Here is a 24,142-nt window from a genome sequence, read left to right on the forward strand (position 1 = left end):
GGAGAGGGACATATGAGTTTTCAAGAGCACACCATAAAAACCGAATATCGCTCTCTGATCGATAATGTGGTGCAGAAGTTCTATATTCCTTTGCTCAAAGAGGCCGTGTCGTATAAGCGTGCTGTAGGATTCTTCTCATCATCCTCCCTGATTGAAATTTCTAAAGGAATTGCTGAGTTGGCCAGCCAGGGAGGAAAAATTCAGATCGTGGCATCTCCGTATCTCTCAGACGATGATATCGAGGCAATTCAAAAAGGATATGCTGATCGAGATGAGATAATTAAGGCTGCATTGTTAGGGCAGCTGTCGGACGAGCATACCGATTACTATTCGATGGAACGGCTCAATCTTCTGGCAAATCTAATCGCAAATGGCGTTTTAGATATAAGAATTGCCTATACCGAAGATTCAAAAGGAATCGGGATGTACCATGAGAAGATGGGTATTATTGAGGATGCAGACGGAAACAAGGTCGCATTCTCTGGCTCCATGAATGAATCATCCACCGCCATGTCGCTTAACTACGAAACAATTGATGTGTTTCGTAGTTGGTATAACGTGGACGAGGCAGAACGCGTTAAACTAAAAGAAAATGCATTTCATTCCATTTGGAGCGATTGTGAGCCCAGCATTCGCGTTTTGGAGTTCCCTGAAATTTCTCAAGCACTAATTGAAAAATATAGGAAGAAAGCTCCGAATTTCCGCATTGATTATGAGCAATTTCCACCCCGTAAAGAAAGCGCAAGGGGTGGAACAACATCGCCTGCAGTCCCCGGTGTGATTGGCGCCAGAATACCGCAAAACATATCGTTGCATGATTATCAAAAAGAGGCCATCTCTGTGTGGGTGGGCGAAAACTATCGAGGTATTTTCGACATGGCAACCGGCACAGGAAAGACCTTTACAGGATTAGGCGCTATCTCGAAAATATCTGAAGATTTGAACGATGAGCTCGCCGTGATTATTGTTTGCCCTTATCAACATCTGGTTGAGCAGTGGGTTGATGATATTGTAAAGTTTAATATTCAACCAATAATTGGCTACAGTAGTTCCTCGCAAAAAGATTGGAAAAAGCGCCTGTCAAAGGCTGTCCGCGACCAAAAACTCAGAAGAGAAAAGAGTTTCTTCTGTTTTGTTTGTACCAACGCTACATTCACAAATAGTTTTGTCCAGGAGCAAATTGGGAAAATAAAAAGTCCTGTTCTTTTGGTCGTAGATGAGGCCCATAATTTCGGTGCTAAGAGTTATGCAAAGCTTTTGGATGCCCGCTTTACATATCGGCTTGCACTATCAGCCACCTTGGAGCGACATCGTGACGAAGAAGGTACTGCCGCTCTGTATAGCTTCTTCGGGAAAAAGTGTATCGAATACACCTTGGAGAGAGCTATCGCAGAAGAAAAACTTACTCCATACAAATACTATCCTGTTCTTGTCTACCTAAATGATGAGGAACTTGAAACCTATGAGCAACTGTCCTATGAAATGTCCAAGCATATAATCAAGGGCCGAGGCGACAAGATAAAGCTGGATAGTTATGGGGAGATACTTGCAATCAAACGGTCGAGGATTGTTGCCGCAGCTGCGCTAAAACTGGTTAGGCTGAAAGAAGTGATAGGCCCCTACAAGGATGATCACTTTTTGCTGGTATACTGCGGTGCCACAAATGTGCTGCCTCCCACTGCTGATAAGTCAGATGTTGACGAAGGGGACATGAAACAAATCGAAGCAGTAACCCGAATCCTCGGCAATGAATTTGATATGAAAGTATCTAAATTTACGGCTGAGGAAAACATTGATGAGCGCAACGCCATAAAGCAACATTTCAAAGACGGCGATGATCTACAGGCAATCGTGGCGATAAAATGCTTGGACGAGGGCGTGAATATCCCCGGCATTAGAACGGCGTTCATTTTGGCAAGTACAACGAATCCTAAAGAGTATATCCAGCGGCGTGGTCGTGTTTTGAGAAAATCCCCTGAAACAGGTAAGGAGTTTGCAGAGATTTATGACTTTGTAACTTTACCCCGGCCGCTGGACGAAGTACCTGGCTTAACGGAAGAACAAATGAAAAGAGATTTGTCTCTTGTAAAAAACGAGTTGGCGAGAGTGTTAGAGTTCGGTCGGTTATCTATGAACTCTATGGAAGCCTCTCAGTTAATCTGGGAAATCTGCGACTGTTATAGATTACCCTACGATTTGAACGATGATGAAAAGGAGGATCCATATGGAGACATCGAAATTTGACCTTGACCAAAAGGCAATTGATCGTTTGAAACGAAAGATTGTCATTGCCGAAAACACGAATTTGCGAACAAAAAATAAAACTGATGCGCAGATGATCCGGGATATAAAGAAATGGATAGAGGAGGAAGTTCAATGCTGCTCCAATCAATAGAATTACAGAACTTTCGCCAGTTTATCAATGAAAAGATAGACTTCTCCACTGATCCAGAGAGAAATGTTACTCTCATCATTGGCGAGAACGGAACCGGTAAAACCACTTTTGCGCAGGCGTTTTTCTGGTGCTTGTATGGTGAGACAGATTTCACGGACAAGGTTATGCTCAACAGAGTCCTTGCTGAGCAGATGACGCCTGATCAAAAAATAACGGTTAAGGTTGTGCTCAGACTCACTCACGGAAGTGCAGCTTATGAAATCATTCGGACGCAGGAGTATAAGAAATCCTATAGCAACAAAGTTACCGGTGCCAATACGGTGTTGAACATCGCTGTAAAATCCGCTGATGGTAATACTCGCTATTTAAAGCAGCTCGAGTGTGAATCTGAAATCAAGAAGATCCTTCCCAAAGAACTATCAAACTACTTCTTCTTTGATGGCGAGCGCATTGAGAAAATGAGCAAAGAAGTTGCCAGCGGAAGAAAGAGCAGCGAGTTTTCCAATGCCGTGGTAGGCTTGACTGGTTTGAAGGCGATTTTGGCCGCACTGGGACATTTGGCACCTACAAGAACTACTTCAGTTATGGGTAAGTTTACTGAAGACTATGCGGGAGATAGTAGCGGACAAATCCAGCAGCTTTCCAAGCGCATTGATGAATTACAGGGTGAGCTCGAAAGAATAACAAAGAGATTGGTAGAGATTGATGATGAAATCGATGCTGCCACTTCAGCAAAAGCTAAGTTCGAGCAGGACATTAAGCAGTATGCAGACGGCGAAAAGCTGCAAAACGAACGCGACCGTTTGAATGGTCAGCTACAAAAACTTAATCAATATAAGGCTCAGTTTATAAAAGATAGCTGCAGGAAGTTTAACGACGGAATGACATCGTTCTTCTCGCTTTCTCTTGTCCAAAGAGCGTTGGAAGTGTTATCCCATAGTGATTTTAGTGGAAAAGATATCCCTGAAATGCACTCCAAAACCATTGAATTCCTGCTAAAGCGTGGTACATGTATTTGTGGGACTCATCTTGACCCGGGTACAATTCCGTATGCAAAGGTCAGGGAATTGATGGACTATTTACCGCCCCAGTCCATTGGTGTTACCGTCGGCCAATTTATAAAAGACTCTCAGATGAAATATGGCAAAGAGGTATCTTTGTACCAAGACATCGCAGATCAAGTAAGCTTGATCAGCCAGCAGGAAGAATCTATCGCTGATCTGGAAGAACAATTGGCTGTTATTACAGAAAGGCTCGATGGTGATGATGTCCGAGAGCAAGTAAAAAAGCTGAACGCTCAAATCCAGGCATGTGCAAAAACGATTTCCGCCCGCAAAGCGGAGCAAAAGCAATTGTTATGCAAGCAAGGTGCCCGTGAAGAGGAAAAGAAGCAAAAGGAGAACAGTCGTTCTGAACTCTCGCTCCTTGACAAAAATAATCAAATGGTTGAGCTGTACAAGGCTTATACCCAGAGAATTTATGATGAAATGAATGCTGAGTATAAGCAGAAAGAAGCCCAGATCAGAAGCCAGCTCGAGACATCAATTAATGAAATCTTTAAATCAATTTATGCTGGAGGATTATCTCTCACCATAGATGAGCACTACAATATCTCTGTCTATGTAACCGATTTTGAAGGCGGTGTTGAGACCTCTACCGCCCAGAGCATTTCTGTCATCTTTGCATTTATCTCTGCTATAATCAAGATGGCTCGTGAGAACCAAGTTGAGAGTGACGATGAGGCATATTCCGAACCTTACCCGCTTGTTATGGATGCTCCGCTGTCCGCTTTTGATAAGCGCAGAATCAAAGCAATTTGTTCCGCTATTCCAGAAACGGCAGAACAGGTCATTATTTTCATTAAGGATACGGACGGTGAACTGGCCGAAGAGCACCTTGGCACAAAAGTAAAGACTCGTCATTATTTTGAAAAAGTTGACGAGTTCCATACTCGTTTGGTATAGGAGGTGTAATCATGTTTGATAAACAGTATCGTTTTTCAGGAAGCCATGCCGAAAAAGTAAGTGCATTAACCTCAGTGTTTGATGGTACCTCAAAGGCTAAGCTTTTTGACCGCAATTTGGATGTCTACATGAATGCCCCGTTGGTTGGATTCCTCTTTAAACGGAAGGGCATCAAAAACACAGACGGAGGCATAGCAGATCAGAATATTTTCCCCGAGCAGCTTATTAACAATTCTGAGCAGCTAAAGTATATCTTCCGCCTTATACTTATTTTGGATACCCAGTATGAACCAAATGAGGAAGCACGGTTAGACAAAGCCTTTCGTCGTTTTGGTGCAGATGAGGCAGATCTACAACTTTTTGATGCTTATGTGCTTGGTGGTGTTGAAGTTTTATACGAAAAGCTCGTTGAAGGCCCAACTGAACCTGTTGAGTACATAAACCGTATGTATGATTTTATTGAGGAATTCAACGAAAGATTCAATGACGGCATTACCAGCAAAGACATCCTGGATCTGTGCCGCGCTAACGCCGAATAAGATGTGATTTGTGTAGAAAGAAGGTGTCCGGTGTGTCTAAAGTCGCAGAATGCCAGCAACTACTTTTTGATGAAGCTGCGAAAAAAGGGTTCCTGACATTCGACGACATTATGGACATATCGGACACCTATTCATTATCAGTATCTGATGTTGATCAGCTCAGCGAAGCACTACAGTTACGCGGAATTATTATCTATGAAACTGCCCCTTTAGAAAAAGACCTTGACCGCTTCGAAGACTATAGCCGAATAGATTACGATGCAGTTTTTAAAGAAGTTGTTTCATTATCAGATGAGTTGGAATATATCGTTGAACTGATTAAGAAATTACCTCCCCCACAATATGGAGAGATCTCTGCGCTTACAGCGCAGATTGCAGAAGGAAATGCTTACGCCCGAGAGCGGTTGATTCTTATACATTTGCGTGTTGTACTGAAGATTGCGCTTTCAATGGCTAAAACACATCAGTACAATATTGTCGATGCTGTTTCTGCTGGGTTCATAGGGCTGATTTTTGCAGTAGATCGATTTGATCCAGATGGTTTTTCTGCGTTTCAATCCTATGCGTCGTTGTGGATTCAGCAAAATATTAACAGGGAGTGCAATCCCGTTTGGCTGGAGTATTATTTCCCAGCTCACTACAAAGAAAAAATGCTCCCTATCTATGAACGATATCTTTCCCACTCGTGCGAAAATTGCGAGCCGAATCGCATATGCGACAGATTGATATCAGAGATCTCGGAACAGATGGATATTACTGCAGCGCAAGCCGAAGAATATCTTAGTGCGGCAATTCAGCAGGCTGAGCGACATATCTATCTTGATGAAATCAATGATGGAAGGTTGCCCGGAATACCAGAAGAGTTACTCCAAGCAGACGACACACTATTTGAATGTGTGACTGCTTCGATGGCAAGAACAGCCCTTTCTGATGCGCTCACTTCACTGAAAACTAAAGAAGCTGATGTTGTACGACTTCGTACGGGTTTCGATGACGGACACCCGCTTACTTTGGAAGAAGTGGGAGCAATATATGGGGTTACCCGAGAGCGCATACGCCAAATCGAAGCAAAAGCATTTCGCAAATTGGGTCACCCAAGCAGGTCTAAGAAATTGAAGGATTTTTGGTAACAAGTTGTTTTGGTGGATTACAACTTTTGAAATCATTTCCAGAAAACGAAGGAAGAGAAGTGATTATGGAAAGATTAGATATGTGCGATGCAGTAAAGTTGCATCAAGTATCATTTGTTCTAAATCCCTCTGGGGAGTGGGAAAGCTTTCCAGCTCCCCTAAAAACATTGGTGGAACAACCTTGGACAGAATTCAAGTATTTTCTTGATGATACCGGTCAAGTAAACCCGGCAATTTCAAGCGTCCCGAATAATTGCGGTGGCATATATGCGTTTCTGATAAAACCTAACATCATCCCAGATGCACACCTATATTTAGCATACATAGGTAGGGCAAGAAAAACCACCTATCAAAACCTTAGGAAACGTGTACGTGAATATGCCACTGAAGAAGGACGGCTTAAAATCGCAAATATGAAGCGTCTATGGAGCCCATACCTTTATGTGCGGTATTTGGCATTACCAGGAAAAGATAATGATTGTATTGATGAACTTGAAAAAGAACTAATCAAAACAGTATTGCCGCCATTCAATGATCAATATCCTGAGGTATATAACCAGGCGATGAGCGCCGCGTTCTAATATTGGGGAGGTAGCAATGAAAATACCAGCCATACGAGCCTATATAGGCAATTGGGTTTATTATATCGCAACCATGCGCTTTAAAGATGTTTCCGAATATGTAAAAAGAGTGGATAATGAGCTCCACAAATCTGATTTGCTAAAACAGATGCTGCAAAGAACCATAACCAATAATTACAAAAATATAGCGCATTATATAGAAACTCAAGAGGAGCGCTTTTTCAATGCGCTCGTTCTTGCGGTTTACGATGGTGTTCCTACATGGCATGAAGTGCGTCTTGAATATGATGACGGATCAGAGTTTTATAATTTAGGCGTTCTTGAATTAAGTGGCAATGAAAAGATTTTCCCTGTAGATGGGCAGCATAGAGTCGAGGGAATCAAGAAAGTTGTCAGGGAATCCCCAAAATATGATAATGAGCAAATCCCGGTCATTTTTATTGGACACAAGACAGATGATGCAGGCATGCAGCGTTCAAGAAGGCTTTTCAGTACGCTTAACCGATATGCTAAACCGGTATCGATGCGTGATATTATTGCACTCGACGAAGACGACATTGTGGCAATAGCTTCAAGAGAGTTGATCGATACTCATCCATTGTTCGGTAAAGAACGCCTTTTGGATTCAAAGACGAAGGCTATCCCTGAAAGCAATGATAAAGCATTTACTACAATCATTACATTCTACGAGTGCAATCTGGAAGTATTATGGATATTGCTTAAAGATATGGAGGTTTTAAATCCTGAAGGGACAAAGGCCCGAGGGAAAGCCAAGGTCAAAGAATTTGTCCGCAGGCGTCCTGATGATAAAATGATTGGCGAATTTGAAGAACTATGTGTTTCTTTTTGGGATGCTTTGATTGACAGCTTCAGTGATGTATATAATTATGTGACTGAATCCCCTAATACCCAGCCATATCGTAATAGATCAGGAGGCAATCTACTATTCCGTCCAGTTGCCTTGCTGCCTTTTGTCAAGGCTGCAGTTAAAGTTTCTATTCAGCAGCAAAAGAGCTTTAAGGAAATCTTCGATTGTTTTCCAAAAGAGCTCCTATCTATTGATAATGTGCTTTGGCGCAATATATTGTGGAACAATGATAAAGGCACAATGATTGTTAATAATCAGAAGCTAACAGAACGGATTTTCCTGTATTACTGGGATAGAAGCACTTTAACTGAAAAAGATATTTCGACAATGAAGTTGGATATAAAATCAATTCGGCAGATTAATGATATGGAAGATGTCGAGATTCTTCTCGACGAAGCAGTAGATAAATGATTTTTTGAGGGAATAGATTTCGGAGATTTTCAATTCTAACGGACTACTCCACTAATGGTTATAACCTAAAAGGGCGGCTGAAACGATGTGTTCCGGCCGCCCTTTTTGATTTAAAACTAATTCGAACCCACATAATAGTTTAATCAAACCGTTTGATGTGGGTACTGTCAAGAGTTATGCGCAAATTCATTTGCAGACTCTGGCTGAACAAGGTCAGCCGGCAACAGAGGCTTCCTGGCAGACAGCCTCTAAGTGCTTCATGTTCATGTACTTCTTGTTGCCCCACTGGGTACCAGCCACGTGGCGCAGCCGTGCACATACCAGCATGAGGGCGGAATTGCCATCCGGGAAGGTTCCCACTACACGTGTGCGGCGGCGGATCTCGCGGTTGAGCCGCTCAATCACATTGTTGGTTCGAATTCGTGTCCAGTGCTCGGAAGGGAAATCACAGTAAGTCAGCGTCTCCTCAACACTGTCCTCTACCTTCTTGGCAGCCTCCTTCAACTTCATTGCCTTCAGCTCGGCAATCACGGCCTTGGCCTTTTCGCGGGAGGCTCTCTTGCTCTCCTGGGCGTGGATCGCCTTGAGCATCTTGGCCACCAGTTTCACCCTGGAATGGGGAACAACAGAGAATACGTTGCGGTAAAAATGAACAGTACAGCGCTGGTATTTGGCGTCCGGAAACACTTCTCCCACAGCCTCCAACATACCCAAACACTTATCTCCAACAACCAGCTTTACACCGTCCAACCCACGACCACGGAGCCACTGAAAGAAACTGACCCAACTGGCCCTGTCCTCTTTCATACCCTCGGCAGCACCCAAAACCTCACGGTATCCGTCCTCATTGACTGCAATTGCAACCAGGATCGCAACATTTTCGTACTCTCCGCCCCAATTCCGCCGCAGGTAGATGCCATCCACATAGACATACGGATACTTGCCGCCTTGCAAGGGGCGGTTCCGCCAATCTTCGATGTGAACGTAGGCTTTCTTGTTCAATTCGCTGATCGTGGCAGGAGATACCTTGCTGCCCCAAAGAGCCTCTGTAATGTCCTCTACACGGCGGACGGACACGCCGGCCAGATACATCTCGATGAGTGCTTCTTCCACACTGCTTTCCCGGCGGCGGTAGCGCTCAATAATGGCGGTCTCAAAGGATACCCCCTTGAGGCGCGGTACGTGCAGCGTGACGTCACCGGAGGTGGTAGTGAGGTTCCGGTCATAGTGGCCGCTGCGGTAGCCCTGACGGGCCTCGCTGCGCTCATAACGTGCAGCTTGGGTCAATTTCTCCGCCTCAGTTTCCAGCAGCTCGTTCAGAGTTTCCTCCACGCTGCCCCGGACTAATTCTTTAATCTGCCCCTTGATTACTTCCTCGTTTAGCTGTACAATTTTTTCGGACATGGTTTGCTGTCTCCTTTCAGAATGGTGTGTCGCAACTTCATTCTACCAGAGATCTGCAAACCATGTCTCTCTTTATCCCTTTTTCAATTTGCGCAACTTATTGTACCTTATCTTGATGTGTAGAAAAAGTTTTACTTTTCAACGGAATTTGCCGTGCCTTATTAGACCAGGGATTTCAGATACTGCTCAACATTCAAATACTGAACGCCGTCGATCTCGGTGTTTTCGCCGCGATAGATGACATACCGGCCGGTAATCTCTCCAAAGCGGTGTTCGGTCTCGGCACACTTTTCGGCATTGATAAGATGCCTGTACTGATTGGCCACAACTTCCTTGCTGTGCTTGATCTCATAAATTTCGCAAGTAAGTGTAGTGGGGTCGTGCACGACCATATCAAATTCTCCGACCGCAAATTGCAGCTTGAAGACCTGCTTTTTGGGGTTGGCAAGCTTCGTTTCCAGCAGAACGATATCTTCCATCATTCTGCCTTTGATCTCGCTTAAAATGCGTTCAAGGATGCGATTGCGCTGCATGGCCGAAAGGGCATTGAATTTTTCGTCAAGCAATAGGCTGCTGATCAGTGCGTCTGCTTGCGCATAGCGCAGGCCCGGTTGACTGATCACGGTGATCTTCTCCCTATTGTTGACGTCCGGGAAATGCAGCAGATCCAATTCCATGATCAAGTCAAGAAGGGTCAGATATTCCTTGATTTGATATGCGTGTGTATCATCCACCTCGACCGTTTGCTCTTCCTTGTCGAGGATATCCAGCATCGTTTTGACAAGCTCGGTCACGGCAACTTCATCGATGTTTTGGGTGATATCCACAGGGTCTTCACGGTCGTGGAGAAGGTTGCGGGCGGAAACGGACAAATCGTGAGACACAAAAGTCCTTGTGAGGACCTCTTGGGTGAAGCGGTGGTTGATATCCTCAACAACACGGTTGATGGCACTTGTCAGCTCACCCTTTTCGTACAGTTCGTATAGATGACGAAAATGACCGCCCTCCTGGTAATACTTGAGTGAGTGTTGGATGTTTCTTGCAATGGCGCTGTCGATATAGTCGCCGGTGCTCTTGCTGGTCGCAAAAGAAGACTTTTCATTGTAATTGACGCCGCCCATGCTCATGGTACCACCGTATCGAATGTATTCATCGATGCCCTCAATACCCAGAACGGTTTCAAATTCCCGGTATGGGATGATAGTGGTGTGCAGCAAAATACAGCGGTCGTAAAGCTGCTCATGTTCGGTAAAGATAAAGCCAAGCGAATCCGTGCCAGACAGCACGATTTTCATGCCGCTGCTGGCATAGATATCGGAAAACAGCGCGGCGCCTTCGATAAAGTCCTCCATGAGAGTGACTTCATCGATGAACACATACTTGTAACCCTGATCTTCCAGATACTTCAGGTCCGTATTGATTCCCGACAGAGTGTCCTTTGCCTTGATTTGAATAAACGCCGCAGTATTCAGCTGCTCGGGCGTCATATCCAATATCGCCTGACGGATCAGTGTGGTTTTGCCCGTCCGCCGCAGACCGTAGAGGATGAAAACTTTATCCTGCTGCTCGCCAAACACGAAATCATGCAGGACAGAGTAGCACTCACGTCGCTTGTATTTTTTCACAGGAGCCGCCAAGTTTTTCAGCTGAGAACCGATCCGCACATATGTGGAAAATTGATGCGTGTCCCTTCCCTCTTTCGCAGGTTCCGATGAGGGGGCAAGTCTTTTGAGCTTTTTCAACTCTGTCTCTAATTCTTTTCTTTTCTCGATCTGGACACGCAGCTCATCTACCTGATCAAAATCCACATAGGTTTCGGTACGCTTCTGATTTTGCGTGATCCGGTGGTAGTAATATTCTTTTCCTTTGACTTTTTTTGCGGCAATACTGCCAGGAGGTAACAATGCAATTTCGCGTTCCAGTTCATGGATACGCTCTATGATTTCAAACTGCTCCAAAATAACACCTCCGCCATTTGTTATACCCAATTATACCCCCGTTATTCATGCGAGTCAAGGGTATAACCAGGATAACAAGCTTACTGTGCCAATGATATATGTGTAGAAAAAAGTTTTAGTAGCTTTTCCCTCGGACTTGTGGTATATGTTTGTGCTGCAAGGAGGCGAGGATATGCAAAACAAACTGCTGAATGATTTGTACGACTGCTTCTACACTCCACCGGCGCTTTCAACTGAGCACCAGGAGGTGGAAGAGTGCCACCAGGCGCTTATCAAAGCGCTGGAGAAACCGGAGCGTCGGCTGGTTCTTCGGATTATTGACGCCAAGGACCACATCATCGCAGATACTTCCATCGACAGCTTTATCTCTGGATTCCGGCTGGCGTGGAAGCTCTTCACAGAATTGAATCACTACGAAAATGAGCGCCCAGTCTCTTGTCGAGCAGGCAAGGAATTGGTCGCTCATTTTATATGCGAGGAGGAAAACGAAATATGAAAAAGCTCATCATAGGGACTGTATTCATCGCCTGTCTGACCCTGTGTGCCGCTGTGTGGCCACAAACCGAAGCAACCAGGGAAACAACGCATGCCCCGCTCCAAGTAACTGCCGCGAGCGCCCCGGAGCCGGCTGTTGAGGACATCGCAGCAGACGCAGAAACCACGCCACTGCCAGAGGAAGAAAGAATTGAGATCCCACAACCACAGGCTGACCCTATTCGTGAAGTCATCCATGAACCAGGGCCTGTACCAGAGGAAATACCTGCGACCACCGAAGTGCAGCCGACTCCGGCGCCAGTATCCGCTCCGACACTTGCCCCGATGCCCGCCTCATCGCAAACGGTCACTGACCCGAAGCCAGGCGATATGGTCTATGTCCCCGGCTTCGGCTGGCTGGAATGCCAGGGTCCCGGCGAGGTCATTCATGACGAAAGTATATACGAAAACGGCAATAAGATAGGCATCATGGGTTAGAGTTCAAATCCATCCCGTACGATCAGAATATCCATTCAAATTTTAAGGCTATATGAGTTCAAATCTACCCAGCAGATCTAAGTCGCTGTGGATTTCGCAAGTTCACGACGACTATTCCTAAAAAGTAATCTTTTACTCATCACTATCGCTTCATCTCCGTACTCGGAACTTCCCAACTCATAGCTGACGATGTGCTTGCAGGTGCAAAGAATAAAGTTTATGTCGAAACCCTTATAGGCAATCTGTTTGATTATTACATTGAAATCATTGTCGAAATGCGGTATAATCTATTTACTGTCATTTAAAAATTGTAATCCACAATATGATAGGAAGTTGCTGTACCATGCCGAAAGCTGACAACAAGGAGATAGTATCTGCCTGTATAAAACGGTGGGATGCTGAAGATAGTCGTACTGTTTATTTTTCAGAACACTTTGATGAATGGATTTTGCAGATACCCGACAATATCTACGATATTGTTTTGCGCCTATTGGAAAAATTCGAGTACTATTCACAGAAAAGTGTGAATCGCTCTCTGTACGAACTTGGAAGGAAGTTGGATTCTTGCGAAACATTTAACGGTGACACGGCCGTCTATACTCATATTCCTTCCCGAAAAGGGATTGAAAACAGTTCCATTGACTACCTATATGATTACAAAAATATACATGGCGTTACTAAATATAAAGTAGCTATTGATCTTAAAAAAATGAACACAGAAGAATTTGAAAATGTGGTTGTAATCGATGATTTTTGCGGTTCCGGTGGCTCTTTAAAATATTTTTTGGAAGTAAATAGCGAATATCTGAGAGGAAAAACCGTTTATTATCTTGTTACATATGCTATGGATGAAGCGATTACGACCCTTCATACCGCTGCAGCTGAATACAACATCACATTAAATATTTTATATATCAACCATGCAGCAAAGGCTTTCGACGATGTAACAATCACGGATACCCCTGATGAGGCTCGAAAGTTGATTAAATCCTTTTCTCAATCAGTTGGAATTCCAAAGGATCGGCGCCTTGGAGTATTTAAAACTGAGTCTCTCGTTTCGTTTTATGGTGATACACCCAATAATACAATAGGCATATTTTGCTATGATACAGAAAAGTATTTTTCACTTTTTCCACGGTCAAGAGACGATTCTGGGACTGTTAAGCGCCCGTCACCCTCATCTATGAGGGGGGAAAAGAAGCAGCGGAATATTCAAAACTATAATGCATCGATAGGGGAGTCCTTGTATGGATGATTTCTTAAGTGGTATTATTTTAGCATATTTTAAAAACCACAAAAACGAGTACTCTTTTATGAGGTTAGCTGAATCGCTTGGAATACCAATTTCGAGGATTGATGATACAATCGACTGTTTGATCCGGGAAGAAATGCTTGTATATGATGAATCGCACTTATTGTCTTTATCAGCAAAAGGGCGTCTTAAGATACTCAACCAAAAAGCAGATAATATTAGTTTTTCTGAAAACCCCCGATTTCGGTACCGTAAAATAGATCCCGATACAGCTATTCCTATCGACCAAATCTATGTCCCTCTAAATTTTAAATATTAGAACCTTAGTACGGATAATAGCCAAATGCACCCATTAGAATGCGGGTGGCGAGTCGCCTCTCAAAGAAGCAAAGTTGCTTTCTTTATCAGGACAACAATTCGCCCAGAATTGTTGTCCTGATAAATTACTTGGAATGAAGTAATTTATTAGGGCGACAGGATGTGTCCTGTCGCCCTGCTTTTCAGAAACAGGATGGGTAGTGGGTGCATTTGGCTTTATCAATAAAGGAGCAAGGCTTATGGATAAGGAAAGATATCTGAGTAAATTACAAATGGCGCTCCGTGACACAGGAAAAAGCGAGCGCTATATCTCAGTATGTCTTTCCTATGCTTCAACCTTGTTAAGTGAAGAACTGCCAGTCATATTTGATGTTAGGCACCTGGCGTTGTTGCTGGGGATAGACCCGTTTGAATTTGGAGAGTTGTTTTATTCTATTGATGATTTCGGCTATCATGAGATGGAGATTCCTAAAAAATCCGGTGGGATGCGAAAGCTCTCTGTGCCGTCCGTTGATTTAAAATATATCCAGCGATGGATACTGGACAATATATTGTCAAAAGTCCATGTTTCCGAATATGCAAATGGATTTGTTCCAGACCGGTCGATTGTTACTAATGCGGTAGCCCATATTGGTGCAGACTGTGTGATAAATCTTGATATCAAAGATTTTTTCCCCAGCATCTCCTATGAACAGGTGTTTTACATTTTCAAATATTACGGATACACAAAAGAGCTCTCATATATTTTAGCAAAGCTGTGTACCCACAATGGTTTTTTACCGCAGGGTTCCCCCGCCAGTCCATATATCACAAATATCCTCTGTTTGAAAATGGATAAGCGTTTGGGTGGGTTAGCAAAAAAGTATGGGGCTGTATATACAAGATATGCGGATGATATAACCTTTTCTGGGAAAAAGGGAATCTTATCCCTATTACCCGTCGCAAAAAAAATCATTCAAGAAGAAGGCTTTTCTGTAAATGCAAAAAAGACTCGTTCTGCACTAAAACACCAGAGGCAGGAAGTAACTGGATTGATCATAAATGATGGAACCTTGAAGATACCCAAAGAGTACAAACGAAAATTTCGGCAGGAAATTTACTACTGCAAAAAATATGGTGTATATGACCACCAAGAGAAAACCGGTGAAAACTATGCTTTTTACCGTGAGCATTTGTATGGAAAGGCTTATTTTATCCATATGGTCGAGCCAGAACTGGGGAAAAAGCTACTCGCTGAGTTGGACGATATAGAATGGGAGTACTAACATATGGGAAAATACAATTCTGATAAGATTGCTGTATTATTTAATATTATGAAACAGTTGTCTGAGGGTAGAGACCCCACCAGTGGTCTGGAGTTTCCAAATGATAGTGTTCTCAATTCAGTTATTTTGAAAAGAGCTTTTACGGACACCTCGGATATATTGGCCGACCTGATTTGTGACATAGCTAAGGGACCCTATAAAACTCCATTCTCGCTTACAACAGAAGAAATGGACACGATTCCAATATCTGATGAACCTCAGCCAATAAGCAAATTCGTGTTTATTATTAATAGCACGGTATCCCATCCAGATATGCGCAAGTTATACGCCAAACAGCTCACAGAAAAGCTCACACAACTGCATTACCTGCAAAAGGTCATTCCTGAAGATGGTCGAGAATATAAGATCTCAACAGAACTCGGAAAATCCTTAGGGATTTGCTCTGTACACAAGGTAAACTCTGCGGGGAATTATTATGTTACGAATTTATATGATGCCAATGCACAGAAATTTATAATTCATGAATTAATACCGCAATTGCAAGAAGGTCTGTGAAATTCCTAAATTCGCTTCAGTACAAGATAATTATCGCTACCCTCTGCCATAGCCGTCAAATAACCAAATATATCAATATGGATGACCGTCCTGGCTGACACCCAAAAGCCAGGGCGGTCTTTTTTATTTCCACGGCAGCTCAGGAGGTGTGCCGCGATAAACAAAGAAGAAGGAGCTGAGCATGATTGTCTCAGTTCCTTCTTTCATCTTTTTCAGCATCCAGTGCCTCACAGAATATCTCATGGGCACGGATCAGCGAGGACACCTCACAGATGAACCGTTCTGACAGCTTTTTCTCATCAACCCATGTGGTCTGCGGCGGTATGTAGCCACCGGAGTCGGCCTCCGCTTCCGCTCTCGCCTCGCGGATGGCTTTCTGAATGGAAAGCCACTGTCCGTAGGCGCCGGAATAGAGGCTCTTTTTCAATTTTCGCAGCGCACTCTTGTATGCTTTCTCCGCACCACTGGGGCCGTTGTAGTTGAGCCGTATCGCCAGCTCTTGAAAAGTCACCCCTTCTCCGTCCGGCTGACCGATACCCAGATAATAACGCACCAGATTCAAATCTCTGGGTTTGAGAACCTCCTCCATCAGCCGGAGTAGAAGTGTCCTGCGCATATAGCGGTCATAGGCTCTGGCGGGATCTCCGCCATGGCTGATGGAAAACACATCGTCGCCCAACTGCCTGGTCTGGAACAGTGTCCGGTATTCCCGCAGCAGCTCCGTCGCTACCTTCGATGACACATCCAGCTTCTCGCACACTGCATTGATGAGCGTATCCTCGGATTCGTCCTCTGCTTCGATGCAGATGTGAGCCACCTTGCGGAGCTGATCGTACCGGCTGGATGGAATCGACAGAGAAAGAGAAGCCTGAGCGCCGTAGTTCGCCATTGCTGATTCCATAGCTGGGGTCGCATAAGTCAGCAGCTTCGTCCTATACGCGGAATCAAACCTTTTCGCCGCTTCCAGGAGGGCCATTGCGCCCTCCTGTTTCAGATCCTCCAGCTCACAGTGATCCGCATAGTCCAGTGCCAAGTCGGTGATATATCCCTCGTTCTGCGAGATGAGCAGTTCCGCAGCCTGACGGTCTCCGGCCTGTATCCGCAGGGCGAGCTCTTCGTTGCTGGGGCAGTCCCCGGCAACGGTATACATGTTTATAGCCATGGGACAGCCCCCCTTTCTCACTTCAATCGTTTCTGAGCTTCCGCGTAGATATGCTCCAACTCCATATCCCGTTCATAACCACTCGCGGCATAGTCCTTATCCATCAGCGCTCGTTCTCTATACATATCAGCTACATAGATTGCCTCTTGCCGCAGCTCATAGGGGATCTTTCCTCTCTCGTAATGCTTGCGGATGGTACCGGTGCGTGTGGTGTGCAGACGGTAGACTGGATGCTGCTTGTTCTGCTCCTTCTGCCGCATCTTGGCACCGTACTGCCGGCAGGTCAATCGAGGATCCTGTGGCGCGATGCCGTCACAGTATTTCGGCATGTGACCATTGGTGGTCAGGAAGTATTTCCCGCAGCCCCGGCACTGGCTGGGAGCGTGGCCGTGGTGGAGTCCGTTCATCAGATCAAAGATATAGAAGCTGATGAAATGCTCAAAGAAGTAACGGTTGACGAAGACCATTTTCTTTTCATCCTTCGGATGACGGGCAAACACATAGGAGGAGTTCAACTCGGGCGTGATGGTGAACGGTTCCATCTCCTGTGCCTGAAGGGAATGCATCTCCTCCCAAAACAGTTCGCTGGTGAAACAGTCATGGGCGGCGATGGCAAAAAAGGTCTCGTCATGCTTCTTCAGCCGCCGCAGATAGTCCAGCTCAAAGAATCTGCCGGCCGCATAAAAGTGATAGATCGCCGGAGGGATCCGGACGATAGATTTCAGGTAGCGCAGGAAAAAGTTTCTGGTCGCAGACCCCTGCCTGGCAAGATCGTTCAGAGTCTCCGGCGAGAACATTACCTCTATCAGATGTCGCTCCTGTTCCTTATCATGAAAGCAGAAGGGCGGATACTTCAACAGCAGCTCCGCCAATGTCTGCACCTGCTCTTTCAGTAACGGCAGCATGGCACCCAGCTTTTTCTTATCGGCTATGGAAACCTCAAGAAGCCTGCCCAGGATAACATCTCCGGCGCGGAGCATTTCCCCAATCTCGTCCATTGGCGTATTGAGGATGGCGGCCGCGAAATAGCCTGCGGGATATTCCTTCTCGTTGTGGAACACCTTGTCCTGCCAGACATCAAGGGTGAGCCTCAGAAAATTATTGTTCTGCTGATTCCCTATCGGCATTTTTCTGCCCTCCTGTCCTATATCTATTCCAGAGCTGTCTTGCGACAATCTCATTATACCAAAACTCACAGAATAATCAAGTGAAAGGACAAGAGCCACGGTGGCCGCGTGGTCTCTGTCCTTATTTTTTGCCTGATTTCAAATCCACAACAAGGAGTGATGTCCGAAAGCAACAACACCATCCGCCCATCAACCATCAAAAATCAAAGGAGGAAATTGTTCAATGAAAGAATCTCAGTTCACCAGCTACGACCAACTCCCGCTGTTCCTGAATGCCACACAAGTGGCCAGGACGCTGGGTGTCTCAATCTCCAGCGCATACGAGCTCATGCACGAGGACGGCTTTCCGTCTCTGCGCATCGGCAGCCGCTTCGTGGTACCCAAGGAAAAGTTCCGCCAGTGGGTGGAGCAGCAGACCGGAGGTGAAAATTGATGTACCGGCACTGGCCCAAACGCGATCCCATCAAAAATTATTTTCCGCTCCCCAATGAGCTGTTCGCTCTCGACCTGAACTCCAGTGAGATCTCGATCTACGCCTACCTGCTCCGGTGTGAGAATCGCGAGACGCACCAGTGCTGGCCCAGCTACAAAACGATTGGCAAGGCCACCAAGCTGTGTGAGAATACAGTGCGCAAATATGTGTGCAGTCTGGAGGAACGTCATCTCATCCGCACGGAACAGACTATGATCACCGCAAAGGATGGCCGTGGAATGAACGGTAGCCTACGCTACACCATTTGTCCGATTCAGGAAGCGCTGGACTACTACCACGAGCGGCAGCTCATGCGTGCTGATGAGGAAGCATCCAGACGGCGCATGGAGAAACGGCTGGCACGGCTCAACAAACAGAAGTCTATCAATTTAGAGAAAGAAGGAATGAGTGCATGATCGAGGGCAACAAGGTTCCCGCCGAAGCCCAGCGAAGCGGGTTCGGTGGGAGAAGGAGGAGTAGCGTAATGAGCGATTTTCGCCCTATGGGGCGGAAATGAGGGATATGGAGCTTGCGACGACGCAAAGCAGGATAAAGACCTGGCGTCGCTCACGCCGCCGGGTCTGTCACATCTGCCCGCAGTGCGGGCAGTTTCGGGGGTGCGGAAGCTGGCGTCTTTGATGGGAGAAAAATCGGCCTCTGGCGTCAGCTACCCCCGAAAAGCCCCGTATTACAGGATTTTCAAAGATGTCTTACAAAGAAATGGAGGAATTATGAGCACTGAAACAAGAGATCGGCTGGCACTGAGAATGCAGCCGGAAACCAAGCAAAAAATCGAGCAGTGGTACCAGGCGGACAACTGCAAAAGCCAAAATGAGTTCGTGGAGAGGGCAGTGAATTTCTATGCGGACTACTTGGCCGCCAGAGATAACTCATTACTGCCCGAAGCGATCCAGTCTGTCATTGAAGGAAGACTGGGTGTGCTGGAAGATCACATCGCCCGTCGGGAATTCACCAGAGATGTGGAACTGGATCTGGTCATCGGTATCATCGCGGACGCGTTCGAGATCGATCTGGATGACCTGAAGCGCAGACGCGCAGAGAGCGTCCGCAATGTGAAAGCCACTAACGGGCTCATCTCTCTGGAAAAGCGCGCACGCTCCCGTCAGGAACAGGAGTGGGATGAAGAATGGCAAGACTGATTGTCAAGAGCCCGTACATCAAAGGCGGCAGCGCTGGCGGATATCTGAAATACATCGGTAGCCGCGAAGGTGTGGAACTGCTGCCTCCCGGCTACATGGAGTACATGGCGGAGCGCCCCCGTTCCCACGGTCTGTTCGGTGATGAAGATAGTGTGGATCTGGATGCGGCCGTGGACGAATTACAAAACTACACCGGCAACATCTGGACACACATCATCTCGCTCAGGCGCGAGGATGCTGCCCGGTTAGGATACGACAACGCCGCAGCGTGGCGCAACCTCATCCGTGCGCACCGTAACGACATCGCGGCGGCGATGAAGATACCGCCAAATGACTTCCGGTGGTACGCCGCCTTCCACGATGAGGGTGAGCACCCGCACATTCACATGATGGCCTGGTCCGCTGACCCGAAATACGGATATCTCTCCAAGGAAGGCATCCGCCAGATCAAGTCCAAGCTCACCAACGATATCTTCCGTAACGAGATGCTCCACCTCTATGAGCAGAAGTCCGAGTCGCGGGATGAACTGGTGCGGGAAGCGCGGCTGGCGATGCTGAAGCTGGTGCGCTCTATGCAGGAAGGAGTATGCGACCATCCGGACGCCGAGCAGCTCATAATGGAACTGGCGGCACGGCTGGATACGGTCAGGGGCAAGAAATCATACGGCTATCTTCCAAAACCGCTGAAGTCATTGGTGGATGAGATCGTGGATGAAATGGAGCGGCTCCCCGCTGTGCGCGATTGCTATGAACAGTGGTTGGTGCTTCAGGGCAAGGTGGACAGCTACTATCACGATGAGCAGCGGGAGCGTATTCCATTGTCACAGCAGAAAGAGTTCCGACAGATTAAGAACGCGGTCATCCGGGAAGCGGAAGGACTGCGGCTGGGTGAGGTCACCTTTGAGGAGAAAGACTTCAGTCAGCACGATGAGCCGGAAGAGTTTCAAAATGTCTCCTATAACTACTGGACTCTGCGGGATATCATCCGGGATGATGACATTCCAATGGAAGACCGTATGGACGCCGTCAAAGAGATGAATCAAATGGCAGAGAGTGGAGATATGTATGCGCAGCACCTGATGGGAAAACTCTGGCGGGATGGTCCTCTGCTGATCCCTGATTCGGTGAACGCCCGGTACTGGTTTGAGCAGGCGGCACGGCAGGGCCATCTGGTGGCGCAGTATTCTCTCGCCAAGCTGTACCTCTCGGATGACCTCGAAGTGTGCAACACCAAGCTGGGAATGGAGTGGCTGAACATCGCCGCTGAGGGCGGCAACCGCTACGCTATGTACCGTCTGGCCAAAGAATATCTCAAGGGCGAGTTCATCGACAGAGATCCGGTGCAAGCGGTGGAGTGGTTCACAAAATCAGCGGAGCGCGGAAATCCATACGCCCAGTACATGTTAGGAAAGATGTATCTCACAGGAAAGGAAGTGGCCCATGATGAGGAGAAGGCGGTCTACTGGCTGACGCAGTCCGCGGAACAGGGCAACGAGTACGCACAGTTCCTCCTGGATCACCAGGAGGAAAACCGTCCGCCCTCCGCGATGCTGGCGGTGACACGGCTGCTCCACCACATGAGCCGGATATTCCGGGACAACTCCGTGCCAAAGTCCCGCCCCGGCGGTATCCAGATCGACCGCAAAAGACTGAAAAAACTCCAGGAAAAGCGCATCGCCATGGGACACAAGGCAGACGATCACGAAGAACAGTGGCCTGACATGATAATGTAAAAAAGATGAACTTATTTCAAAATACAGATAGCTATTTCACGCAAAGTGTGGTAGTTGTATGTGTTGCCAAAAACGGATTCCACCAAGGAGGTGACCCAAATGGCAAAACGAAGGCCGTCCGGAGACGGCATGGTACGCAAGCGGGACGATGGCCGCTGGGAGGGCCGCATCGTTGTCGGTCACAAAGAAAACGGCGAGCCACTGTTCCGTCATGTCTACGCGAAGACGCAAAAGGACCTGCTGGACAAGCTCCACCAGAGTATCGAGAGCTACCGTGATGTGGAGCTGACCGAGGACAGCCGCATGACCCTGGGCGAATGGCTGGACCGCTGGCTGGAGGAGTACAAAGCCGGAACGATACGGGCGAGTACGCTCAGCGGCTACCGCCGGTACATCGATTCCTACATCAAGCCGCAGCTCGGACACAAGCAGATATCCCTTATCACCACGCAGGACATCCAGAGAATGTACCGCCGCCTGAAAAAGGAAGGGCGCATCAATGACCATCCGGAGTACGGTCACCAGCTCTCCGACTCTATGGTTCACCACATACACTCCTTGCTCCATGAGGCGATGAAGGACGCGGTGCAGGCGCACATCATCCCGAAGAATCCAACGGAGGGTGCTACCGCTCCCAAGGCAAACTATAAGCCCAAGCAAATTCTGACCAACAAGGAACTGGATGCTTTCATGGAAGCCATTCAGAAGGATGACGTCTGGCGGGACTTCTTCTACACCGAGCTGACCACCGGACTGCGCCGGGGCGAGATCTGCGGTCTCATGTGGGAAGACTTCGACGAGGCGTGCGGCACGCTGAAAGTGAGCCGTACGCTCCACAGCAGGAAGAAGGGCGAGTACACCGTCGGCGAAACGAAAACCGGACAGGGGATGCGCACCATCATTCTGCCAAAGAGCACTGCGGACGTTCTGCGCCGGCGCAAGGCGGGATCCATCAGCCAATGGATCTTCCCGAACCCGGTCAAACCGGAAGACCCCGTAGATCCCAGCTCCGCCTATCACCACATGAAGACACTGCTGAAGCGTGCGGGTCTGCCCAGCATCCGCTTCCACGATCTCAGGCATACATTCGCCACCCACGCCCTCACCAGCGGCGTGGACGCCAAGACGCTGTCCGGCATCCTGGGCCACACCAATGCGTCCTTCACGCTGGATACCTATACGCACGTCACCTCGGATATGCAGAAGCAGGCTTCGGGCATCGTGGGCGGCTTCATGGAGGACCTCTTCGGAAAGGAGTTGAAACCGTGGCAAGAAAACGAAAGCCCGGCGAGGGAACCGTAAGGCAGCGCAAGGATGGACGCTGGGAGGGTCGGGTCGTCATCGGCTATGATGACAATGGTTATCCCAAGACAAAGAATGTCCTTGCGAAGACGAAGAAAGAATGCGTAGAAAAGCTCCAAAAGCTCAAGGAAGAATACGGCGGGCTGAAACCGGAAAAGGTGCGGCCCGACATGGCTTTCGGAGATTGGCTGCAGTTTTGGTACGAGAACCACTGCAAACCCAAGATCCGCCCTACCACTCAGGCAACCTATGAAAGCCGCATCCGCCTGCACATCATCCCGGAAATCGGCCACATCCCACTGAACAAGCTGACGCAGAACGACCTCCAGCAGTTCTACGGGCGGGTAAAAAAGAACGGCCGGAAAAGCCACACCGAGCTATACGGCGAGGGACTGTCCGACCGGATGGTGCGTATGTGCCATGCCACCTGCCGATCCGCGCTGGAGAAGGCGGTGCAGGACGGGCTAATCCGTGTGAACCCGGCCATCGGCTGTAAGCTGCCGCCAAAAAAGGCGCGGGAGATGCAGGTGCTGACACGGGACGAGCTGCAGCGGTTTCTTATTCAGGCTCAGGCGGAGGGCTACTATGAGCTGTTCCTGCTGGAACTGGCAACAGGCTTGCGCCGCGGTGAGCTGATGGCGCTCCAATGGGACGATTTGGACTTCAAGACCGGCGTCTTGACTGTCAACAAGCAGGTCTATGATGTGAAGGGCGAACTGCTGGTGAGCAAACCGAAAACCAAAGCGTCCATCCGCAAAATTGTCCTGCCTCCCGCAGTCGTAGAGGTGCTGCGGGAGTATAAGGAAATGGTACACTCCCGCTGGATGTTTCCATCCCCGGTGAAGGAGGACATGCCCCTGGGTCCCGGCGTGGTTCGCAAGCGGCTCCAACTGATACTGGAACACGCCGGGTGCAAGCATGTGCGGTTCCACGATTTGCGGCATACATTCGCCACGCTGGCACTGGAGAACGGCATGGATGTGAAGACCCTCTCCGCTATGTTGGGCCATGTGTCGGCGGCGACCACACTGGACATCTACACGCACATCACCGACGATATGCAGCGCACAGCCGCCGCCAATATCGACCGCGGAATCGGCAAGGCAGTGCCGTCAGAAGATGGTTCGGAGCCAGGGCAGGAACCTGCCCCGGCCCAGTCGGAAAAGCCGAAAATAACCGATTTCAAGCCCTACATGGGTCGCAAGCGCAAATCCGGCACCGGATGCATCAGCCAGATCAACGACCACCTCTACGAGGGGCGCTACTCGCCCATGTGGATCAACGGCAAAAAGCTCTCCCGTAATGTCTACGCCCACACCCGCGAGGAGTGCGAGGAGAAACTGAAGGTGCTCATCATGGAGATGAAAGCCGAGCTGGCGGAGCTGAAAGCGCAGAAAGCGAAAAGGGAGGTACAGGACCAAGCTCTGGAGGGTAAGAAAGGCAAGAAATCTAAACGGACTAAATAGAATAAACCACCGATATGGGTGCCAAGCACCCAGATAAGGTAAGATAAGTTGCGCAAATTGAATAGAGGATAAAAAGAGACATGGTTTGCAGAACTCTGGTAGAATGAA

General features: G+C 47.6%; 22 protein-coding genes and 1 pseudogene. 19 read left to right on the top strand and 4 right to left on the bottom strand.

All coding sequences use genetic code 11. From position 1 onward, the window contains the following. The first annotated feature begins 12 nt into the window (after nucleotides 1-12). The 7 genes from Q0Z71_RS02490 to Q0Z71_RS02520 all read left to right on the top strand — a co-directional run bounded on the left by Q0Z71_RS02490 (nucleotide 13) and on the right by Q0Z71_RS02520 (nucleotide 7,888). The gene (locus tag Q0Z71_RS02490) at nucleotides 13-2,244 is read left to right on the top strand and encodes a DEAD/DEAH box helicase family protein (protein ID WP_298017752.1); all 2,232 of its coding nucleotides are present in this window, start codon (nucleotides 13-15) and stop codon (nucleotides 2,242-2,244) included. Continuing rightward, nucleotides 2,225-2,395: a hypothetical protein gene (locus Q0Z71_RS02495; protein ID WP_204210509.1), complete on the top strand. Its 171-nt coding sequence runs from the start codon at nucleotides 2,225-2,227 to the stop codon at nucleotides 2,393-2,395. Before Q0Z71_RS02490 ends, Q0Z71_RS02495 begins: the two co-directional genes overlap by 20 nt. Then, the gene (locus tag Q0Z71_RS02500) at nucleotides 2,377-4,359 is read left to right on the top strand and encodes an AAA family ATPase (protein ID WP_298017756.1); all 1,983 of its coding nucleotides are present in this window, start codon (nucleotides 2,377-2,379) and stop codon (nucleotides 4,357-4,359) included. Before Q0Z71_RS02495 ends, Q0Z71_RS02500 begins: the two co-directional genes overlap by 19 nt. A gap of 11 nt (nucleotides 4,360-4,370) precedes the next feature. Beyond that, nucleotides 4,371-4,898, top strand: coding sequence for a hypothetical protein (locus Q0Z71_RS02505; RefSeq protein ID WP_298017759.1), 528 nt, complete (start codon nucleotides 4,371-4,373; stop codon nucleotides 4,896-4,898). Nucleotides 4,899-4,930: 32 nt separating this feature from the next. Then, nucleotides 4,931-6,028: a sigma-70 family RNA polymerase sigma factor gene (locus Q0Z71_RS02510; RefSeq protein ID WP_298017761.1), complete on the top strand. Its 1,098-nt coding sequence runs from the start codon at nucleotides 4,931-4,933 to the stop codon at nucleotides 6,026-6,028. A gap of 65 nt (nucleotides 6,029-6,093) precedes the next feature. Then, the gene (locus tag Q0Z71_RS02515) at nucleotides 6,094-6,609 is read left to right on the top strand and encodes a hypothetical protein (protein WP_298017764.1); all 516 of its coding nucleotides are present in this window, start codon (nucleotides 6,094-6,096) and stop codon (nucleotides 6,607-6,609) included. A gap of 16 nt (nucleotides 6,610-6,625) precedes the next feature. Beyond that, nucleotides 6,626-7,888, top strand: a complete 1,263-nt coding sequence (locus Q0Z71_RS02520; protein WP_298017766.1) for a DNA sulfur modification protein DndB — start codon at nucleotides 6,626-6,628, stop codon at nucleotides 7,886-7,888. A gap of 213 nt (nucleotides 7,889-8,101) precedes the next feature. On the opposite strand, the pseudogene Q0Z71_RS02525 reads toward Q0Z71_RS02520, so the two are convergent. Then, nucleotides 8,102-9,301, bottom strand: a pseudogene (locus Q0Z71_RS02525) (IS256 family transposase); the annotation flags it as partial. Nucleotides 9,302-9,453: 152 nt separating this feature from the next. Further along, on the bottom strand, nucleotides 9,454-11,250 hold the full coding sequence (locus Q0Z71_RS02530; RefSeq protein ID WP_298017768.1) for an AAA family ATPase: 1,797 nt from the start codon (nucleotides 11,248-11,250) through the stop codon (nucleotides 9,454-9,456). A 172-nt stretch (nucleotides 11,251-11,422) separates the two neighbouring features. Here Q0Z71_RS02530 and Q0Z71_RS02535 point away from each other — a divergent pair, with 172 nt between their 5' ends. The 6 genes from Q0Z71_RS02535 to Q0Z71_RS02560 all read left to right on the top strand — a co-directional run bounded on the left by Q0Z71_RS02535 (nucleotide 11,423) and on the right by Q0Z71_RS02560 (nucleotide 15,612). Next, entirely contained in the window at nucleotides 11,423-11,746 is a 324-nt protein-coding gene (locus Q0Z71_RS02535) for a DUF6809 family protein (RefSeq protein WP_298017771.1), read from the top strand. Next, the gene (locus tag Q0Z71_RS02540; protein WP_298017773.1) at nucleotides 11,743-12,222 is read left to right on the top strand and encodes a DUF6550 family protein; all 480 of its coding nucleotides are present in this window, start codon (nucleotides 11,743-11,745) and stop codon (nucleotides 12,220-12,222) included. The genes Q0Z71_RS02535 and Q0Z71_RS02540 overlap by 4 nt, the downstream gene beginning before the upstream one ends. A 343-nt stretch (nucleotides 12,223-12,565) precedes the next feature. Continuing rightward, nucleotides 12,566-13,477: a hypothetical protein gene (locus Q0Z71_RS02545; protein WP_298017775.1), complete on the top strand. Its 912-nt coding sequence runs from the start codon at nucleotides 12,566-12,568 to the stop codon at nucleotides 13,475-13,477. Then, nucleotides 13,470-13,793 (top strand): hypothetical protein, encoded by a 324-nt coding sequence (locus Q0Z71_RS02550; protein ID WP_298017777.1) that lies wholly within the window; start codon nucleotides 13,470-13,472, stop codon nucleotides 13,791-13,793. Before Q0Z71_RS02545 ends, Q0Z71_RS02550 begins: the two co-directional genes overlap by 8 nt. 238 nt (nucleotides 13,794-14,031) lie before the next feature. After that, nucleotides 14,032-15,057 carry a retron St85 family RNA-directed DNA polymerase gene (locus Q0Z71_RS02555; protein ID WP_298017780.1) on the top strand — a complete coding sequence of 342 codons (1,026 nt, stop codon included), beginning with the start codon at nucleotides 14,032-14,034 and terminating at the stop codon, nucleotides 15,055-15,057. A gap of 3 nt (nucleotides 15,058-15,060) precedes the next feature. After that, the gene (locus Q0Z71_RS02560) at nucleotides 15,061-15,612 is read left to right on the top strand and encodes a hypothetical protein (RefSeq protein ID WP_298017783.1); all 552 of its coding nucleotides are present in this window, start codon (nucleotides 15,061-15,063) and stop codon (nucleotides 15,610-15,612) included. A gap of 190 nt (nucleotides 15,613-15,802) precedes the next feature. Here the strand turns inward: Q0Z71_RS02560 and Q0Z71_RS02565 are convergent, their stop codons facing one another. Both Q0Z71_RS02565 and Q0Z71_RS02570 read right to left on the bottom strand, forming a co-directional pair. Continuing rightward, the gene (locus Q0Z71_RS02565) at nucleotides 15,803-16,774 is read right to left on the bottom strand and encodes a sigma factor (RefSeq protein ID WP_298017786.1); all 972 of its coding nucleotides are present in this window, start codon (nucleotides 16,772-16,774) and stop codon (nucleotides 15,803-15,805) included. 17 nt (nucleotides 16,775-16,791) lie between these two features. Beyond that, entirely contained in the window at nucleotides 16,792-17,901 is a 1,110-nt protein-coding gene (locus Q0Z71_RS02570) for a DUF6076 domain-containing protein (protein WP_298017788.1), read from the bottom strand. 223 nt (nucleotides 17,902-18,124) lie between these two features. On the opposite strand from Q0Z71_RS02570, the gene Q0Z71_RS02575 reads away from it, so the two are divergent. The 6 genes from Q0Z71_RS02575 (at nucleotide 18,125) to Q0Z71_RS02600 (ending at nucleotide 24,034) form a co-directional block, all read left to right on the top strand. Beyond that, on the top strand, nucleotides 18,125-18,334 hold the full coding sequence (locus Q0Z71_RS02575; RefSeq protein WP_298017790.1) for a helix-turn-helix domain-containing protein: 210 nt from the start codon (nucleotides 18,125-18,127) through the stop codon (nucleotides 18,332-18,334). Continuing rightward, complete coding sequence (locus Q0Z71_RS02580; RefSeq protein WP_363316668.1) at nucleotides 18,334-18,789, top strand: helix-turn-helix domain-containing protein; 456 nt, start codon at nucleotides 18,334-18,336, stop codon at nucleotides 18,787-18,789. Before Q0Z71_RS02575 ends, Q0Z71_RS02580 begins: the two co-directional genes overlap by 1 nt. A 315-nt stretch (nucleotides 18,790-19,104) precedes the next feature. Next, nucleotides 19,105-19,533 (top strand): hypothetical protein, encoded by a 429-nt coding sequence (locus Q0Z71_RS02585; RefSeq protein WP_298017795.1) that lies wholly within the window; start codon nucleotides 19,105-19,107, stop codon nucleotides 19,531-19,533. Then, nucleotides 19,521-21,266, top strand: coding sequence for a MobP3 family relaxase (gene mobP3 / locus Q0Z71_RS02590; RefSeq protein WP_298017797.1), 1,746 nt, complete (start codon nucleotides 19,521-19,523; stop codon nucleotides 21,264-21,266). The genes Q0Z71_RS02585 and mobP3 overlap by 13 nt, the downstream gene beginning before the upstream one ends. 99 nt (nucleotides 21,267-21,365) lie before the next feature. Then, nucleotides 21,366-22,568, top strand: coding sequence for a site-specific integrase (locus tag Q0Z71_RS02595; RefSeq protein WP_298017800.1), 1,203 nt, complete (start codon nucleotides 21,366-21,368; stop codon nucleotides 22,566-22,568). Further along, nucleotides 22,532-24,034 carry a site-specific integrase gene (locus Q0Z71_RS02600; protein WP_298017802.1) on the top strand — a complete coding sequence of 501 codons (1,503 nt, stop codon included), beginning with the start codon at nucleotides 22,532-22,534 and terminating at the stop codon, nucleotides 24,032-24,034. The genes Q0Z71_RS02595 and Q0Z71_RS02600 overlap by 37 nt, the downstream gene beginning before the upstream one ends. The last annotated feature ends 108 nt before the right edge of the window (nucleotides 24,035-24,142 follow it).

The sequence above is a fragment of the uncultured Dysosmobacter sp. genome (assembly GCF_947631635.1).
Classification (GTDB): domain Bacteria; phylum Bacillota; class Clostridia; order Oscillospirales; family Oscillospiraceae; genus Oscillibacter.

Bases quoted from the DNA above. Each gene is read 5' to 3' on its own strand.
- Q0Z71_RS02490 (WP_298017752.1), top strand. From the start codon at position 13: ATGAGTTTTCAAGAGCACACCATAAAAACCGAATATCGCTCTCTGATC.
- Q0Z71_RS02495 (WP_204210509.1), top strand. From the start codon at position 2,225: ATGGAGACATCGAAATTTGACCTTGACCAAAAGGCAATTGATCGTTTG.
- Q0Z71_RS02500 (WP_298017756.1), top strand. From the start codon at position 2,377: ATGCTGCTCCAATCAATAGAATTACAGAACTTTCGCCAGTTTATCAAT.
- Q0Z71_RS02505 (WP_298017759.1), top strand. From the start codon at position 4,371: ATGTTTGATAAACAGTATCGTTTTTCAGGAAGCCATGCCGAAAAAGTA.
- Q0Z71_RS02515 (WP_298017764.1), top strand. From the start codon at position 6,094: ATGGAAAGATTAGATATGTGCGATGCAGTAAAGTTGCATCAAGTATCA.
- Q0Z71_RS02520 (WP_298017766.1), top strand. From the start codon at position 6,626: ATGAAAATACCAGCCATACGAGCCTATATAGGCAATTGGGTTTATTAT.
- Q0Z71_RS02535 (WP_298017771.1), top strand. From the start codon at position 11,423: ATGCAAAACAAACTGCTGAATGATTTGTACGACTGCTTCTACACTCCA.
- Q0Z71_RS02540 (WP_298017773.1), top strand. From the start codon at position 11,743: ATGAAAAAGCTCATCATAGGGACTGTATTCATCGCCTGTCTGACCCTG.
- Q0Z71_RS02545 (WP_298017775.1), top strand. From the start codon at position 12,566: ATGCCGAAAGCTGACAACAAGGAGATAGTATCTGCCTGTATAAAACGG.
- Q0Z71_RS02550 (WP_298017777.1), top strand. From the start codon at position 13,470: ATGGATGATTTCTTAAGTGGTATTATTTTAGCATATTTTAAAAACCAC.
- Q0Z71_RS02555 (WP_298017780.1), top strand. From the start codon at position 14,032: ATGGATAAGGAAAGATATCTGAGTAAATTACAAATGGCGCTCCGTGAC.
- Q0Z71_RS02560 (WP_298017783.1), top strand. From the start codon at position 15,061: ATGGGAAAATACAATTCTGATAAGATTGCTGTATTATTTAATATTATG.
- Q0Z71_RS02565 (WP_298017786.1), bottom strand. From the start codon at position 16,774: ATGGCTATAAACATGTATACCGTTGCCGGGGACTGCCCCAGCAACGAA.
- Q0Z71_RS02570 (WP_298017788.1), bottom strand. From the start codon at position 17,901: ATGCCGATAGGGAATCAGCAGAACAATAATTTTCTGAGGCTCACCCTT.
- Q0Z71_RS02575 (WP_298017790.1), top strand. From the start codon at position 18,125: ATGAAAGAATCTCAGTTCACCAGCTACGACCAACTCCCGCTGTTCCTG.
- Q0Z71_RS02580 (WP_363316668.1), top strand. From the start codon at position 18,334: ATGTACCGGCACTGGCCCAAACGCGATCCCATCAAAAATTATTTTCCG.
- Q0Z71_RS02585 (WP_298017795.1), top strand. From the start codon at position 19,105: ATGAGCACTGAAACAAGAGATCGGCTGGCACTGAGAATGCAGCCGGAA.
- mobP3 (WP_298017797.1), top strand. From the start codon at position 19,521: ATGGCAAGACTGATTGTCAAGAGCCCGTACATCAAAGGCGGCAGCGCT.
- Q0Z71_RS02595 (WP_298017800.1), top strand. From the start codon at position 21,366: ATGGCAAAACGAAGGCCGTCCGGAGACGGCATGGTACGCAAGCGGGAC.